Raw genomic sequence first — 17,044 nt, forward strand, 5'->3', positions numbered from 1 at the left:
CTTCCATAAGAATCAATTGTTTTTCTCATTTATCCCAGTATTTAGTGGCTGACATAAAAAAGCAGGAAACTTTCAGCATCAGCTGAACTTTTCCTGCTTTTTCCAACGGTCGAGCAATCGACTGATCCTAGCCACTGTTCATTGGATAATATTAGTTGCTTTTGTTTCATCCACGAACCACCATTCGATGCCAATTGCATCATACAAAGTCAAAACTTTTTGTTTTTTGTCAATGTAAAAATCGATCGTTTCTGTGTTCAAATGTGCAATCAGACGTTGCATACTTTCTGGATCAACAACAAATTTCAAAAAGTCTAATCCTAAGATTTCATCAGTCGGTAAGGCAATCACTGGACTCTCAGCTTGAGTCAGTCCTACATGAAAATCACCTTTATTCAAGATAAATTCTTTCTCTTCCTCTTTATGCACAGTCAGACCTAAAAGCTCTGATAAAAATTCTCGTTCCTTTTCCATATCTAGTACATTTAGGTGGATTTTTTGGAAATAAGTACCAGCAGACAATTTCTTAAAGCGTTCATTTGATTGTCTTAATAGCGCTTCTTGGTCTAACTGTTCCGCCGCTTGTTGTTGTGAAGTGTGAGTCTCTTCATGATAGATCTCTAACATATTGCCTTCAGGATCTTTCATTAAAATACCGATTCTGCCATCACTTTCCAGTGCTTCTTCGATCGTTTGATTCGTTTGGCGAATGCGATACAGCATATCTGCCATTTCTTCTAATGTTGGAATGATCAAAGAAAAGCGGTTGAGCTTTTTGATTTCCCCAAAGTGATCATTTGCTCGTGGACTTTCCTCTAATAATAACATCTCGCTGTCATTTTCTACTGTACCGAAAATCGCTAATTCATTTTCTTCTCTCTTTAAATCGAAACCGATCGTGTCTCTATAAAACTCGATCATTTTATCACGGTCTTTTACACGTATCGCAATACTTTTCAAATAAGTAGTAGACCCCAAATCAAAAACTTTCATAATTTCTTGCTCCCCTCTACGTTAAGCTTTATTTTAACGATGCTTCTCTTTTCTTTCAAGCAATATCTTAGTTTTTGTTGAATTAATTCTTAGATTGTCTTATTTTTTAGCTAATTATCAGAATGGGAAGGGAAAATCATTCAATATGTAAGAAAAGCGGCGAATCTTTGATAAAACTTTTTTATCTTTTTAAACGCCGCTTTCCCATAATCCTATAAAGATTATTATAACTTATTTTATCTTATTATGAAGCTTCTTCTGTAAACTGACTATTATACAGATCAGCATAGAACCCATCTTTTTCCATGAGCGTATCATGGTTTCCTGTTTCAACGATCGATCCTTGGTTCATCACGATAATATTATCCGCATCACGAATCGTTGATAAGCGATGCGCAACTACAAAACTTGTACGATTTTTCAATAAACGGTTCATCGCTTTTTGAATCAAAATCTCCGTACGAGTATCGACACTTGAGGTTGCTTCATCCAAGATCAAGACATCTGGATTTGCTAAGAATGCTCGGGCAATCGTAATCAATTGACGTTGACCTTGTGAGATATTGCTTGCATCTTCATTTAAGATCGTATCATAACCGTCAGGTAATTTGCGGACAAATTCATCGACATGGGCAGCTTTCGCAGCTTCGATCACTTGTTCATCCGTTGCATCATCATTTCCATACTTGATATTGTCATAGATCGTTCCAGTAAATAACCATGTATCTTGGAGTACCATTGAAAATTGCGCACGTAATACATCACGAGAAACATCTCTCGTATCGACACCGTCATACCGAATGCTTCCGCCTGAAACATCATAAAAACGTTCCAATAGATTGATCAAAGTCGTTTTACCAGCCCCAGTCGGACCGACAATAGCGACCATTTCACCTGGCTTCACATCCAAATTGAAATCTTTCATCAATAAATGATTCGGCGTATAACCAAACTGCACATTTTCGAAACGAACTTTGTAAGGTGTATTTTCTTCGACTGGTAAACCAGATTTTTCATTGGTCATCTCTTCTTCGTCTAAGACTTCAAAGACACGTTCAGCCGAAGCGACTGTTGATTGGATCGTATTCATCAAGCTTGCCAATTGTGTGATCGGTTGAGAAAATTGCGTCGTATATTGTAAGAATGCTTGCACATCCCCTAATGCCATATTCCCATTGGCTACTTTGATCCCACCAAGTACAGCCACAAAGACGTACCCTAGATTTTTGACGAAGTTCATCAATGGCATGATGATTGCAGAAATAAACTGTGCTTTCCAACCAGAGGCATATAAATTTTGGTTTTCAATCTCAAAAACTGCTTGGTCTTTTGCTGTATGGTTGAACGTTTGGACGATCGTATGTCCAGCATAGGTTTCTTCGACTTGGTTGTTCAATAATCCTAAACTCTTTTGTTGATCCGCAAAGAAAACTTGTGATTTCGGTGCAATGATCATCACGATGATCAAGCTCAATGGAATCATCAACAACGCCACTAATGTCAGTTGCCAGCTGATGGATAGCATCATAACGATGACCCCAATCAGTGTGACCGCACTTGTGACAAATTGAGTCAAGTTTTGTTGTAACGTGCTGGCGATATTATCCATGTCGTTGATTGCTCGAGACATGATATCCCCATTCGTATGTGTATCATAATAAGAGATCGGCACACGATTCATTTTTGTCTCTAAATCATGTCTTAACTCATATACCGTACGTTGCGACACGCGAGTCATAATGAACTGTTGCAAGAAGTTGAACACGGCAGAAATCAAGTACATAACAATCACTGTCGCAATGATTTGACCAATTTTGTCAAAATCGATTGGGAATTTAGTGACTTGTTGCCCTTCTTGCATTTGTCTTGCGCCAAGCATCACACCGTTAAAAATTTCTGTGGTTGCTTTCCCTAATACTTTTGGTGTCTGGATTTGGAAGACGACAGCTGCAATCGCTAAGACAAATACAGCAATGATCGCTACTAAACGCTTAGACATATAGCCGAATAACCGGCGAACAGTGCCCCAAAAGTTTTTTGGTTTTTCTCCTTTAGCACCAATGTTACGTCCTGGTCCCCCACCCATTGGCCCTTGAGGAGGTCGATTGTTTCCTTTACTCATGCTAAATCCTCCTCTCTCAATTGTGAGTTGACGATTTCTTTGTATGTTTCATTTGTTGCTAGTAATTCTTTATGCGTTCCTTTTCCAACAAGTTTTCCTTCATCTAATACTAAGATCGTATCTGCATCCATGACGGTACTTACTCGTTGCGCCACTAAAACGGTGATACTTTCTGTCATATTTTCTTTTAATGCTTGACGGAGTTTCGCATCTGTTTTGAAGTCTAGTGCTGAGAATGAATCATCAAAGACATAGATGTCGGCTTCTTTTACTAAGGCACGCGCAATAGCTAATCGCTGTCTTTGTCCACCAGAGAAATTTCCGCCACCTTGTTCGACATGACTATCTAAACCATCTTCCATTTCAGAGACAAAGTCTTTTGCTTGGGCGATCTCTAATGCTTTCCAAATCATCTCATCTGTTGCGTCTTCTTTCCCATATTGCATATTCTCACGAATCGTTCCAGAAAAAAGGACAGCTTTTTGGGGAACAAATCCCATCAATTCACGCAAATTATATTGCGTCATATCAGTGATGCTCGTTCCATTGATCGCGATCTCACCCGATTCAATATCATACAAACGTGGGATCAGATTCACTAAAGTCGTTTTTCCTGAACCAGTACCACCAATGATAGCTACGATATCGCCGGATGACGCTTCAAAGTTGATATCTTCCAACGCTAGTTTTTCTGCACCGTGGTAACGGTAATTCACCTGTTTGAATGACAAACTTGCGTCTTTTCCAGCTAAAGCAACCGTTTCTGGTTGTTCTGGGTCAACGATACCTGCGTCTTCTTCAAGTACTTCATTGATCCGATCAGCCGAAGCTTGGGCACGAGGAACCATGATAAAGATCGCTGATAACATCATGAAACTAATCAAAATTTGCATCGCATAAGTCATGAAAGCAATCAGATTTCCGACCTCTAAGGTCATATCCGCTATGTAGTGCCCACCAAACCATGTGATCGCTACGTTCGTCCCACTCATGATCAACGTCATCATTGGCATCATTAATGCAACGATCGTGTTGACTTTGATTGCCGTATTTGTATAATCCTTATTCGCTAAATCAAAACGATTTTCCTCAAAACGTGTTTTGTCAAATGCTCGAATGACACGTACACCGGTTAATCCTTCACGAAAAACAAGGTTTAAGCGGTCCGTTTTCTTTTGCATACTCTTGAATAGCGGAACAGCAAAATACATGATACCACCGATCAAAATGATCATGACAGGAATCACGACTAAGAAAATCCTTGTCAGTTGATGGTCCTTTTGATAAGCAAGGATACTTGCCCCAACAAGAGTGATCGGCGCATTGATCATCATCCGTAAAAACATTTGCATCACCAATTGGATCTGCGTCACATCATTCGTTGTACGAGTGATCAATGAAGCTGTTCCGTACTTGTCGAATTTGTCTTTCGTCAAATTTTCGGCTTTTTGATAGACTTCTGTTCGTAATTGTTTTCCTAACTTTTGAGATTCTCGTGTAGCAAAAAACGTATTGGCAATGGCGGCTAAAATACTGATCAAAGAAAATCCGATCATGACAAATCCCGTCTGCCAAATATAGTCGACGTCACCTTTTGCTACGCCTTTGTCAATAATATTAGATGTTAACGTTGGCAAATAAAGATCTGCTAACACTTGAATAATCATAAAAACCGTTGCAGCGATTGCTGAGGTCAATGAAATTCGTTTGACAATTTTTAGCATTCGTTCCCCTTCTTTCTATTTATAAGCGCCATTTTTTATCCATGACAGTTTTAGATTGAATTCTGCAATGGCTTGTTCAACAGAATACTCCTCAGAGGTTGAAAATGATTTATAGGCATGAGCAATCGTTGTAAATAGTGTACTCATGACTAACTGAAACAATAATTCCATTTCATGGTCATCTTTTACTCTAAGATTGGAACGATCAATCAAACCAATCAACTCTTTGGACGCTTTTTTATGATTTTTATGTGGTGATGGACGATGTCCTTGTGGATGCGGCACGACTTTTCGTGAGGCACGGTAATCCATGTGCATAAAAAGATGTTTGTAAAACGCAGCATTTTCACCTTCTAGAATATCTCGAATCATTTTCCCAAAATAAAGTTCAAAACCGATAAATAAGTCTCCGTTCGATTCTTTGATTAGTTGGATCATATTTTTTGTACTATCACTACGAACGGTTTCAAAATAATAAAAATAAAGATCTTCTTTATCTTCAAAATATTGATAAAAACTACCTCTAGAGATCCCCGCAAGTTTCACGATCTGAGCAATCGAAGCTTCATTCAATGGTACTCTTGAAAATTCGACCCTGGCAGCTTCTAATAGTCTTTGCTGTTTTTCTTCAGGTAGATGAAAAAAAGTCTGTGTCGGCATCGCTGATTCCTCCCCACATAAAAATGACACACTGTCATATGACACCTTGTCATTATAACACCATATGAATGTTTTGCAAGTCATTTACATTCTTTTTTCATAATTATTAAAAAAAGAATAAATCGAGTAAAAAGATTTGTTTCTACTATTCTATGCATCTAAAATAGGATCATTATATAAAAAGGAAGAATGCCATGAACAAATCAATCACCGTCCACGAACTCTATTTCGTCTATCAAAAAAAGGATATAGTGATTTTAGATGTCCGTAAAACGAACGAGTATATAAAAAAACATTTAAGTCATTCAATATCCATTCCTATTGCCAGTTTATCCGCTCAATTAAATAATCTGGATACAAAAAAACAGTATTATATTGTTGGGGCAGCGAATCATTTAGCACAAGAAGTTACTAGTTATCTAATAGAAAATGGTCTGCAAGCGACTTATGTCGTTGACAACATGAAACTATTTGAAAATCGTGAATTAACTAGTTCTCTTTGATCTTACTGGAAAATAACTTACTTTTTATCAGTAAAAATACTTGATAGCCTTTTCTGTTTCAAGTAAACTGGTATTGTTAGCAGTAAAGTTAACAATTACGACTAAAGGAGAGAGATTATGGCATCAGTATTAGTAATCAAAGGACATCCATTAACTGCACAAGAATCACGTTCAGTTAACGCATTAACTAGTTTTTTAACTAGCTACAAAGAAAATCATCCAAACGACGAGGTAACTGTTTTAGACCTTTATCGTGATGATATCCCAGAAATTGATGAAGAATTGCTTTCTGGATGGGAAGCGCTTCGTGCAGGTGCAGATTTCTCTAGTCTATCTGAAAACCAACAACAAAAAATTGCTCGTTTCAACGAATTGACAGAGCAATTCCTAGCAGCAGATAAAATCGTTATTGCCAATGCTTTATGGAATTTGAACATTCCTACAAAATTAAAAGCTTGGTTTGATACTGTCAATGTTGCTGGTAAAACTTTCAAGTATACTGAAAACGGTCCTGTTGGCTTAGTTACTGGTAAGAAAGCACTACACATCCAATCAAACGGCGGAATCTACAATGGTCAAGATTTTGCTTCTCAATATGTAAAAGCAATCTTGAATTTTGTCGGTATTGAACAAGTCGACCAATTATTTATCGAAGGGATCGACTATACACCTGATCGTGCAGAAGAATTGATGCAAGCTGCTTTAGATAAAGCAACTGCATTTGGTAAAGACTTCTAGTCACTATTAGATAAACATTTCTCTAAAAATATTGAGAAAAGAAAAAAGGATTTCACTAAACATTCATTGCGAATGTTCGTGAAATCCTTTTTTATTTGTTGTAAAGTGGCTGTTCGGCGACGCTTAAAGTAATTAATAACCATATCTAATACTAGAAATAGCCATCAGTTCATGTAGCTTTTCGGATTGATGCTCGTTGAGAGATACACCAGCTTTTTTCAATGCATTGGATATATCTAAATTCATACGGCTTAGAATGAACGGCACTGATGCTCCATCATTTTGTAATTTTTCTAGATAAGCTTGTAAAACCTCTCTAAGAGATTCATTTCCAAGGTCTAACGCTAAATCAGCTATCAATTCATTAATGATTGTTTCTGCTCTATTACGTCGATCGTTTCCACCAGAAAACCATCTTAGATGACTCATTTACTGTTGCTCCTTCTCTTAATTTCAAGGAATATTACTATAGTCTTACGCAAAATAAACTTTGGTTGAAATCAGATGTTAATAAAAGAAAGAGTTCAAAAAACATCTATTTGTTTTTTGAACTCTTTCTTGAACCAACTAAATAAGCAATGGAGAATCCTATGAACATACCTAAAGTAATCCACCATTTGAATGGACGATTTAATAGATAGGATAAGCCCCAGTTTAAAAGTAGCGACAAAAGAAACGCACTAAAAATCATTTTCAACTCTTTCATACGTCCCCCATTTTTATCCCACTAAACAGCTTTGGCATGCTAGCGTGTTGGTTCAAGATAAGATAGAAATCATTTTACTCTAGGCTATATTTCCTTCTTTAATTTTCAACATTACGAACATAGTCATCAAAATACTGGATCAAATCATTTTTGATCTTTTGGTATTCTTCTTCACTATACTCTTTGTCTTCGATTTTTCCTTGAAAAAACGGAATCTCTAATTCTTCACGTAAACGGTCTAACACTTCTTCTTTATTCATGTCACTACTCCTTAATCAAAGTAAACACAGACACACTCAGGTGCATAGATGTCTTTTTGGATCAATGTCAATTCTCCAGTTGTAGCATCACGTTTATACAAGGTAAGATTATCCGTATTCTGGTTGGCAGATACCACGTAATCATTTTCTGGATCTAAGGCGAAATCTCTTGGGAAATCTCCTTCAGTTGAAATTGTTTGTACGTGTTCTACATGTGAACCTTCTTCATTCACAGCAAATACAGCAATCGAATTATGTCCCCGATTTGATGCGTAGACAAAACGTCCATCGTTTGAAATACGGATGGCGGCACCACCATTTTCTTCGGTGAATCCTTCAGGCAATGTACTGATTTTTTGTACTTCTTTGAATTCGCCTGTTGTTTTATCATAGGAAAGAACACGAACTGTACTGTCTAACTCACCAAACAAATAGGCGAATTGATTATTAGGATGAAAAACTAAATGACGTGGGCCGGTTCCTGGCTCTACTTCTAATACAGCTTTTAAAGCTAACTTACCATTTTCATCTACATCATATGTGTACACACGATCAGTTCCTAAATCACAGACCGCTAATCGTTGGTCAGGTGTTAAGTCTGTGTAATGGACATGGGCATGATCTTGGTTTTTGTGTGGACCAGTCGGTTCTTGGTGAAAGACTGCGTCTGTCGCCTCTAAACTACCGTCTTCAGTGATACGGTAAACATTGACTTCCCCTTTATGATAATTTGCTCCATAAACCAGTTGGCGTTGCTCATCGACTGTCACGTAACACAAAGGTGCGCCTGCTTCTGTTACCGCATTCAAAAAATTGTAAGAATCATCATATGCAGCTACCCCACCTAAGCCATCAACACTGGTTACTGAATACAGATTGCCTGCCTGACTTTTTGCCACATACGTTGGGCTATTTTCTTTAGCAACTAATGTTAGATTCTCTAAAGTTCCTTTATCTGTATCTAATTCGATTTGATAAATCCCTTCACTTTTTCGTCTTGTATATGTTCCTAGAATGATTTTTTTTATCATTTTGATCCTCCTCAAATTAAGAATTCTAATTTATTCTATCATACATCCATTCATGACGTTAATCAAAGAGAATATGTTATACTGTTTTTGTAACCATAGAATCATTGATTTTTTAGGAGTAAAGGAGAGAAATGAGATGACTCAAGCAACGATATCAGAAATTGGCACCTCAGCAATCAATTCAGAGGAACCTATGCTGATTTTATTCGATCAGTCGGCAACATCCGCGTTGCGTGACTATACGATCATTCAAGAATTTAGTACAAAAGAGAATTTTTCACTTAATCAAGGTGATCAAATTTCTTTTGATCATCAAGAATATACTATCGAACATGTTGGTCCTTTGGCCAATGAAAACTTAACAACGGTTGGTCATGTGACTCTAGTTTTTGAAGAACCACCAGCAGGTGACAGAATCGTCAATGGAATCTATTTGTCCCCCTATCAACTACCAGAAATCGCTGTTGGCACGACCATCGATTATAAGCAGGTGAACTAATGGAAGAGGATAAAAAGAGAAAAATCAAACCTGTTTCATGGTTTTGGCGTTGGTTTTTGAATAATCAAGTAGTCACGGCTTTATTAGTCGTTCTTTTGGTCTTACTGATCGTTTTTTTGTTTACAAAAGTTTCTTATCTTTTTGAACCAATTTGGCAGTTTCTAGCAATCGTTGGTTTACCGATCATTCTATCAGGTATCTTATATTACCTGATGAATCCTGTCGTCGATTATTTTGAAAAGAAAAAGATTCCAAGGCTCTACAGCATCATCGGTTTATTTATACTTGTAGTCGCTTTGATCGTCTGGGGAAGTGTAGTGATCATTCCGAAAATCCAAGAACAAACCGTCAGCTTTGTCAGCAATTTTCCACAATACGTTGAGACCATCGATGACAAGTTAACCGAGATTTTTCGTGATCCACTATTCAGTCAATTCAGAGAGCAACTGGAAAATACAGGCGATCAATTTATGAATTCTGCTGGCGATATTTTACAAAATCTATCGAAAAGCACCGTTCAAAGCTTAGGTAGTTTTGTTGGCGCTGTAGCTACGATCGTTGTTGCCGTATTGACGATGCCGTTTATTTTGTTTTATCTGTTGAAAGATGGAAAACAATTAGCACCTTATTTGGTCAAGTTCTTACCCACTCGTATGAGAGTGCCTACGTTAAAAGTCTTAGGTGAGATGAACAACCAAGTCTCTTCTTATATTCGTGGACAGTTGACTGTGGCTTTCGCAGTTGCGGTGATGTTCATGATCGGATTTGCAATCATCGGGTTAGATTATGCTGTCACTTTAGGAATCATTGCCGGTTTCTTGAACTTGATCCCTTACTTAGGCTCATTTTTAGCGATGATCCCTGCGGTATTTTTAGCCATCGTTGCAGGACCAATCATGTTGGTCAAAGTATTGATCGTTTTCGCCTTAGAGCAAACCATCGAAGGCCGTTTGATCTCGCCACTTGTACTTGGCAATCAGTTGTCGATCCATCCAGTGACGATTTTACTTGTCCTATTAACATCTGGAAAATTATTTGGTGTGGTCGGTGTGATTTTAGGGATACCTGTCTATGCCGCAGCGAAAGTATTGATTTCTCACATTTTTGAATGGTACACTACGATTTCTTCTCTTTATGAAGAAAAGCAACAAGAATAAATGAAAAGCCGAGATGATCGAGAATAGGAAACCTATTCTCAGTCGTCTCGGCTTTTTGATTATTTCATCAATAAGTTCGTCATTTTTTGGATCGCTGCGGAAATATCATCTGTCGCTTGGTCTTGTTTTGCTTCTGACGCATCAAATTGTGCAGCATCGATGCCTTTTTCTGGTTGGATGCTTTGAGTCATTTCTTCACAACCAGCTACATAATTTTTGTAGGCTTTTTCAAAGTTCTTATGGATACCCATTACTTTGGCTGGTGGACGCAACGTACTGATTTTCTTTAGCATATTACGATATTTTTCAGTACCTTGATCAAATAACTCAACCGTCTCAACAAGCTCGGCTTGCGTTAGTTCAGCTGTTTTCTTTTGATCGATTGCTTCTCTGATTTTTTCATATTTTGGGTGCATCGTTTCGCCGATTGCTTCTGTTTCTTTCACGATTTTATCGACTGTCTGCACGTAATAACCGAGATTCGGTAACATAGGTTTTCCTACTTTCTTCTTTTTCTTTCTCTATTTTACCTGTTTATTCTAGTAGAAAACAAGTCATTACATCAATAAAATGTTATTTTTATCGTTTATTTTTCATAAAATCCTGCATCTAAACTATATTGTTCTCCTGAAACTAGATCATATTGGATCAAGCGATACGCCTCGTATACTTCCTCTTGTGCCTGATTCAACTGAGCATCTTTTCCCCATTGGCCATTTTGAAAATACAGTTCTCGTTCGAACGCGGGAATAGCCGACTCCATTTCAAGCAGTAATTGATAAAAACCAGTGGTCTTTTGATTCGTTTGTTCTAAAAGATTCGCTGCAAAATAAAAAGGGCTAGTGACTGCATCGCTGGTTTCACGTTTCTCTAACTCACCTGCTGTATCGAACATGAGAAACTCTGTCTGATGTAAGGCTTGTTTCTCATTTTTATTTTTGATCTCGTCCGAATAGATCCCCGGTAAATGATCTCCCCAAAAAACGACTAGCGTTCTTCTTGGAGTATCTTTCAGCGCTTCAGTGAATGCTTTCAATGCTTGACTACTATAAGCAATATCTTGCAAATAATTGTTGAGTGTGTCTGTTCCAGTATCATCTTCTGTTGTAGCCGAAAAATCTAATTGCGAATACTTGCCTGCATAAGGCATATGGGTCTGCATCGTGACCAGATGGACAAACTGAGGCGTTTCCTCATCTTTTAATAAGTCTAAAATTTCTTTATAGGCAGACTCATCTGAAATATATGGATTATTATCAATAGTATCGGTGTAAGTCATATTTCCCTCGCTGATAAACGTATCAAACCCTAGCGTCTGATAGACATCTTCACGTTTATACATCGATGTATTATAAGGATGGATCGCCGTTGTTCGATAGTTTTGTGCATTAAGCGTGGAAACAAGCGATGGTAATTGATCCAGCTTGGGAACGAGCATCGTATATGGTGTGGTCATTTGACCATTGAATAGTGCCATGGATAGACCCGTTAAGGCTTCAAATTCAATATTTGCTGTTCCACCACCATAATTTTGCGAAAGCATTCGGCCACTATAGGTTTGATTTGCCACTTCACGATAGTCAGCTAAGGGATCACCGGTCACCGTGACACCGTTTAGATGACTTGGATCAGAAAAGCTTTCACTCATCACATAAATGATATTTGGCTGCTCATCACTTGCCGTTTGATTTTTTTCGTCTGCGATTGCTTGATATTTTTCAGTGATTTCACTGATTTTTTCTTTTGAATAACCTTCTGGTCGTTCCATCGGTTCAACTTTTAGATTGTACAAAAAGCCACCAATGAATCCTGTATTATAATAATTCATTTTTTGACTATAAGGAATCCACAAAGCCGTTTGATTATAAGCTTTACGCAACAAATTATTGGGATTATTGAAGTTACTGAAATAACCCATCATTGCAACGGTCATCACTAAAGTCAAGATACGATAGATTTGGAATGTTCGATCTTTTTTGAAACTACGGACAATTGCCCAGACTACTCCCCCAAAGGCAAGTGCCGCTATTAGCATCAACCCAATAAAAATCGGTGTTCCGGTCATGTCTTTGAGTAAATTGAACTCTGTGATCATCTTTAAGTCATCTGGATAGATTGGTTCTTGTCGATAGCTCATTTTTAAGTAATTCGCAAAACCTAATATACCGATACTTACGAGATAAAAAAGCAGACCAAATAAGTAAGAACCCGCGAAAGCGACCATAAATAAGAAGACAGTAAGTAATACGAAACAAGCAAGTAAAAATTTTTCTGTGTGCCATGAAAAAGCAAATTTCAAGGCTAAATCAACCGAAAGATTATTCTGGCACCATTGTAAATACAAATTGCTTATAAGTATCACTAAGACTGTTACTACCCCCAGAGTAGTGATTCGTAAAATTTTTTGTTGTTTGGTTGAAAGCTTATCTAAATGTTTGTTCAAGAGAGCGCTCCTTCACTTTTTCTAAACTACTTTAACGCCTATTTTATTCTAGTCGCTTCACAAATGAAAGTAAAGTTCAAAAAACAAGTAGTCTGAACGGCCAATTTTATAAAAAAATAAATAGAAAACAAAAGGAATGAAACTGTGTCTTAGTCTCTCCAGCTCGCAAAGAATAAGCGGTAATAGCCACAATTTTGAACAACAAATTGTGGCTATTACCGCTTATTTCTTGAAGGGCTTTATGTCACTTTGATTGAAATGATGCTCAAATATCAGCCGAATACGCAACTGGTTCACCAAAAACTGGGAACCCCTCTGTGTCCCACGAAAATACTTGTGCGTTGGCATGACGATTGGGATTGTTCAGAGGATCGATTCCTTCATTTTTTTCTGGTCGTGCATGGTAAACTAATACATCTTCTTTGCCATCTTCTGAGCGAGTAAAGGAGTTATGTCCCGGTCCAAACTGCTTATTTTTCTCCGAAGAGACAAAGACAGGTTCAGGGTTCTTATGCCAAGAATAACCATCAAGTAGATCCGCTGACTCTTCTGCCCACAGCAAACCCATCGCATAATTTTCATCAGTGGCACTCCCTGAGTAAGTGATGAATATTTTCCCATTACGAACCAGTACGGCTGGTCCTTCATTGACTGCAAATCCTTGCTTTTCCCAAGGAAATTCTGGGATGGCTAATAATAGTTGTTTCCCGGTCAGTGTCCAAGGATTTGCCATTTCTGATAAATAGAGATTGGAGTTCCCCGGAATGCGTGGGTCTAATTGCGCCCAAACATAATACAACTTTCCTTGATGTGTAAAAGTCGTGCCGTCTAAACTAAACGTATCTGTAGCCGTGTTGATTTGCCCTTTTTCTTCCCACTCAGTATTCATTGGATCAATTGACGTGTTTTCAAGAACGAACATCCGATGGTGATGATCACGATCACGAATCTCTGCATGATCACTGGCTGCAAAATAGATATACCACTTTCCTTGGATATAATGGATTTCTGGTGCCCAGATCAACTGACTCATGGGTCCAGTTTTAGGTGCATGCCAAACCAGTAACGTTTCTGCATGCTTCAAGCCATCGATCGTTTTCGCACGTCTTAATTCGATGGACTGATAACCAGGTAGAGAACCCGTAAAATAATAGTAGCCGTCCGTATGTTTGTAGATCCAAGGATCGGCTCGTTCAAGGACGATTGGATTAGCATAAGTTGTTTTTTTCATAAAGGTTCCTCACATTTTTTTAGTCTGATGACATTCCAAGAATATGCTTCAAGCACCATATGGATCGTGTTCTTTTCATTTACATCGATTACTTGTTCTATCGGCTGGATCGTATTCGGTGCGTCTTTCGTATTTTTATCAAGTAAATGATCACTTTTTACGACTAGTTGGACTGCTTTAGTCTCCAGCTCAAAATCATGCGTTGTCGTAATGGACACTTTCTCTTCTGTGCGATTCACTAGAAACAGTACGATTTCTTGCTCATTTTCGACAACGACGCTATCAATGATCGGCACTTCTTTTCCAGTATCACAGTCATAAGTGGGACAAAACGTTTGTTGATCTAATACAGTGCCTTTCGCATATTTTGCCAGATGTTGCATCACATAATAGGTCGGATTTACCCATGCGATCCCATTTTTCTCTGTTAGGATAAGCGGGATGGTATTGACTAAAAGCGATTGGCAAGCAATTTTGACACGATCTGCATGCCGTAAAATCGCAAGACCCAATGTGCCGAACAGTAATGTATCTTCCATAGTGAACTGGCACCAATCGATTGGTGACCCCTCTTGGAATTTTTGATAGGTTTGTTCTGGTTGGCTATGAACATTCCATTCATCAAAAGCTAAGTACATCGTCTTGTCACTGCGTAGATAGCCTTTCACATAGTCACACGTCGCAATGATTTCTTCGATTTGTCGATCAAACCGTTCCGCTTTAGCTAAGTAAGTTTTGGTATCTGCTCGCTCATTTTTTGGAGGTTTAGTCAAATCTTCTTCGTCATATTTATCGATGTAATTATGCAAAGCAATATAATCTACGTTTTCATATGCTTCTTCTAAAGCGATTCGGTCCCATTCAGGATAAGACGCTAAGCGTGGCGTCGAACTACCGACTAAAATCGTTTCGATCGATTCATCGACTAATTTCATCGCTTTGGCAGATTCATTGGCTAAGCGACCATACTCATAGGCACTTTTTGCGCCAATTTGCCAGGGACCGTCTAACTCATTTCCTAAGCACCAAAGTTTCACGTTAAAAGGTTGCTCTTGTCCGTTTTGTTTGCGTAACTCACTCCAAGAGGTTCCTTGAGGAAAATTACAATACTCTACTAGATTACGCGCATCATCGATTCCTTTTGTGCCTAGATTTACCGTCATGATTGGCTCCGCTTCTACCATATCTAACCATTTGAAAAATTCATGTAGCCCGAATGTATTTGGTTCGATTCCTTGCCATGCAAGATCGATTTTTTTTTGACGCTCGGTGACTGGACCAATCGTATCTTGCCAGTCATACCCTGAGGTAAAATTCCCTCCAGGATAACGGATCACCCCTAAAGACAGTTCTTTTACATAAGAAAGTACGTCCTGTCGAAAGCCATTCTTATCCGCGGTCGGATGTCCTGGTTCAAATATTCCGTTATACACGACACTTCCCATATGTTCAACAAAAGAACCGAAGAGTCGTGGACTGATTGCTCCTTTAGAAAATCCTTGACGTACCTTTAGTTCAACTTTTTTCATTGCCACACTCCTTTCCTATTATTGTTTCCCACTAAATGATTGATCAACCACCAAACCCCACCTGCTAATACAAAAATAATCGGCGGAAACATAAACACAAGCACAAGAAAAACTAATAATATGCCACAACATACAAGATTCTTCAAAAAGTTGGTCAACACCCACCACGTACTTTCTTGAAAAAGTTCCTTTCCGGAAAGCACGTCATTTTGGGCAAGAGAGCTACACCAAGAAAGTAAAAACATCGTAAAAACCAACATTGTTACATACCCACAAATCACTAACCAAATAGCAGATTCTTGCAAAATAAGATTCATCGCAAAATAACTGATAATGGTCACGCAACTCATCACTAATTGAAGAAAAAACTTACGCTTAAAGCCTTGCAAAAAGGAATAGCAAACATGCCCTGATTCGCCATTCTTCCATTTATTCAATGCTGTAAAGACCCCTGTTGTGGCTGGTACTACTGTGACTAAAGGCAAAGAAACGACGACCCATAAAATACCTAATAAGATATGATCGGAAATTTGGATCAATTGACCATACCATTTTGTTTCGACTAATTTCATTTTCTCACTCTTTCATGCCAGACATTGCAGTTCCTTGTACAAAGTATTTTTGAGCAAAAATATAAATGATCAACAATGGCAACATCGAAATAACTGTTCCTGCCATCACCGGTCCATAAAATGAAATATTTTGTCCGGTGAATAAAGCTAATCCTGCAGGTAACGTCCGCATTTTCGAACTTGTTGTCAAAATCAAAGGATACAATAAATCATTCCAACTGTTCATCAACGTAAAGATTGCTAGTGATAGAAGTGTTGGCTTACTCAAAGGCAACATGATCTTCAAGAAAATCTTGAACTCACCTAACCCGTCAATACGTGCAGCTTCTTCCAATGAATCTGGTAAAGTCACAAAAAACGACCGCATCATAAATATCCCAAAAGCAGTGGTCATCCGAGGAATGATCAATCCGGCATACGTATCTAACATACCTAAAAAGTTTGCTTGGATGAACAGTGGGATCATGAAGACTTGAAATGGGATCATCATCGTTAACAAAACAAAGTAAAACAACACAGATTTCCCTTTGAAGCGCATCCGAGCAAAAGCATATCCTGCAAGAGAATCAAAGAAAACAGAAGTGATCACTGTCCCACCTGCAAAGATTACTGTGTTTTTGATGTAATCTAACAACGGAATAGTCGTCCAAACCTTGATATAATTCTCAAAGGTATATTCATCTGCAAAAATTCTCGGGGGAAAAGAAATAATGTCTTTTTCATATTTGAACGAGGAAATGATCAACCATAGAAAAGGAAAAGCGATAATCAATAATACGAGTAACATTCCGACGACACGCAACCATTTCTTTCCATCAAACTTTTTCCGACGATTCGTTGAAACTGCTGTATAACTTTCCGAAAGCATATTATTAC

17 protein-coding genes are annotated in these 17,044 nt (G+C 38.1%); 4 read left to right on the forward strand and 13 right to left on the reverse strand.

Translation table 11 applies throughout. The annotated features are described in order from the left end of the window. Window positions 1-138 precede the first annotated feature (138 nt). The 4 genes from I2F89_RS08475 to I2F89_RS08490 all read right to left on the reverse strand — a co-directional run bounded on the left by I2F89_RS08475 (window position 139) and on the right by I2F89_RS08490 (window position 5,499). Window positions 139-993 carry a VOC family protein gene (locus I2F89_RS08475; RefSeq protein WP_195514198.1) on the reverse strand — a complete coding sequence of 285 codons (855 nt, stop codon included), beginning with the start codon at window positions 991-993 and terminating at the stop codon, window positions 139-141. Between the two features lie 244 nt (window positions 994-1,237). Then, a complete protein-coding gene (locus tag I2F89_RS08480) occupies window positions 1,238-3,115 on the reverse strand; it encodes an ABC transporter ATP-binding protein (protein ID WP_086335140.1) in 1,878 nt (625 codons plus the stop codon). Further along, the gene (locus I2F89_RS08485) at window positions 3,112-4,839 is read right to left on the reverse strand and encodes an ABC transporter ATP-binding protein (RefSeq protein ID WP_071867850.1); all 1,728 of its coding nucleotides are present in this window, start codon (window positions 4,837-4,839) and stop codon (window positions 3,112-3,114) included. The genes I2F89_RS08480 and I2F89_RS08485 overlap by 4 nt, the downstream gene beginning before the upstream one ends. 15 nt (window positions 4,840-4,854) lie before the next feature. Continuing rightward, on the reverse strand, window positions 4,855-5,499 hold the full coding sequence (locus I2F89_RS08490; protein WP_071867849.1) for a TetR/AcrR family transcriptional regulator: 645 nt from the start codon (window positions 5,497-5,499) through the stop codon (window positions 4,855-4,857). Between the two features lie 194 nt (window positions 5,500-5,693). Between I2F89_RS08490 and I2F89_RS08495 the strand changes: the two genes are divergently transcribed. Both I2F89_RS08495 and I2F89_RS08500 read left to right on the forward strand, forming a co-directional pair. Continuing rightward, a complete protein-coding gene (locus I2F89_RS08495; protein ID WP_074799396.1) occupies window positions 5,694-6,002 on the forward strand; it encodes a rhodanese-like domain-containing protein in 309 nt (102 codons plus the stop codon). Window positions 6,003-6,119: 117 nt separating this feature from the next. After that, on the forward strand, window positions 6,120-6,740 hold the full coding sequence (locus I2F89_RS08500; RefSeq protein ID WP_034686954.1) for an NAD(P)H-dependent oxidoreductase: 621 nt from the start codon (window positions 6,120-6,122) through the stop codon (window positions 6,738-6,740). Between the two features lie 132 nt (window positions 6,741-6,872). Here the strand turns inward: I2F89_RS08500 and I2F89_RS08505 are convergent, their stop codons facing one another. The 3 genes from I2F89_RS08505 to I2F89_RS08515 form a co-directional block, all read right to left on the reverse strand. Continuing rightward, a complete protein-coding gene (locus tag I2F89_RS08505) occupies window positions 6,873-7,169 on the reverse strand; it encodes a bacteriocin immunity protein (RefSeq protein ID WP_104871513.1) in 297 nt (98 codons plus the stop codon). Window positions 7,170-7,544: 375 nt separating this feature from the next. After that, entirely contained in the window at window positions 7,545-7,706 is a 162-nt protein-coding gene (locus I2F89_RS08510) for a hypothetical protein (protein WP_019724465.1), read from the reverse strand. 11 nt (window positions 7,707-7,717) lie between these two features. Next, window positions 7,718-8,737, reverse strand: coding sequence for a lactonase family protein (locus I2F89_RS08515; protein ID WP_071867846.1), 1,020 nt, complete (start codon window positions 8,735-8,737; stop codon window positions 7,718-7,720). Between the two features lie 136 nt (window positions 8,738-8,873). Here I2F89_RS08515 and I2F89_RS08520 point away from each other — a divergent pair, with 136 nt between their 5' ends. Together I2F89_RS08520 and I2F89_RS08525 are read left to right on the forward strand one after the other, a co-directional pair. Beyond that, on the forward strand, window positions 8,874-9,236 hold the full coding sequence (locus I2F89_RS08520; RefSeq protein WP_195514199.1) for a PTS glucitol/sorbitol transporter subunit IIA: 363 nt from the start codon (window positions 8,874-8,876) through the stop codon (window positions 9,234-9,236). Continuing rightward, a complete protein-coding gene (locus I2F89_RS08525; RefSeq protein ID WP_142433738.1) occupies window positions 9,236-10,393 on the forward strand; it encodes an AI-2E family transporter in 1,158 nt (385 codons plus the stop codon). The genes I2F89_RS08520 and I2F89_RS08525 overlap by 1 nt, the downstream gene beginning before the upstream one ends. Window positions 10,394-10,452: 59 nt before the next feature. On the opposite strand, the gene I2F89_RS08530 is transcribed toward I2F89_RS08525, so the two are convergent. The 6 genes from I2F89_RS08530 to I2F89_RS08555 all read right to left on the reverse strand — a co-directional run bounded on the left by I2F89_RS08530 (window position 10,453) and on the right by I2F89_RS08555 (window position 17,036). Further along, window positions 10,453-10,884, reverse strand: coding sequence for a hypothetical protein (locus I2F89_RS08530; protein WP_108144519.1), 432 nt, complete (start codon window positions 10,882-10,884; stop codon window positions 10,453-10,455). Between the two features lie 95 nt (window positions 10,885-10,979). Then, window positions 10,980-12,836, reverse strand: coding sequence for an LTA synthase family protein (locus tag I2F89_RS08535; protein WP_195514200.1), 1,857 nt, complete (start codon window positions 12,834-12,836; stop codon window positions 10,980-10,982). Window positions 12,837-13,101: 265 nt separating this feature from the next. Then, a complete protein-coding gene (locus I2F89_RS08540; protein WP_071867842.1) occupies window positions 13,102-14,067 on the reverse strand; it encodes a family 43 glycosylhydrolase in 966 nt (321 codons plus the stop codon). Then, window positions 14,064-15,596 carry an alpha-N-arabinofuranosidase gene (locus I2F89_RS08545; RefSeq protein WP_195514201.1) on the reverse strand — a complete coding sequence of 511 codons (1,533 nt, stop codon included), beginning with the start codon at window positions 15,594-15,596 and terminating at the stop codon, window positions 14,064-14,066. Before I2F89_RS08545 ends, I2F89_RS08540 begins: the two co-directional genes overlap by 4 nt. Next, window positions 15,593-16,168 (reverse strand): DUF624 domain-containing protein, encoded by a 576-nt coding sequence (locus I2F89_RS08550; RefSeq protein ID WP_074799390.1) that lies wholly within the window; start codon window positions 16,166-16,168, stop codon window positions 15,593-15,595. Before I2F89_RS08550 ends, I2F89_RS08545 begins: the two co-directional genes overlap by 4 nt. Before the next feature lie 4 nt (window positions 16,169-16,172). Then, window positions 16,173-17,036, reverse strand: a complete 864-nt coding sequence (locus I2F89_RS08555; protein ID WP_010736672.1) for a carbohydrate ABC transporter permease — start codon at window positions 17,034-17,036, stop codon at window positions 16,173-16,175. Window positions 17,037-17,044 lie beyond the last annotated feature (8 nt).

Origin of the sequence: Enterococcus sp. 1001283B150225_161107_E12 (genome assembly GCF_015556925.1) — a bacterium.
GTDB lineage: Bacteria > Bacillota > Bacilli > Lactobacillales > Enterococcaceae > Enterococcus_B > Enterococcus_B mundtii.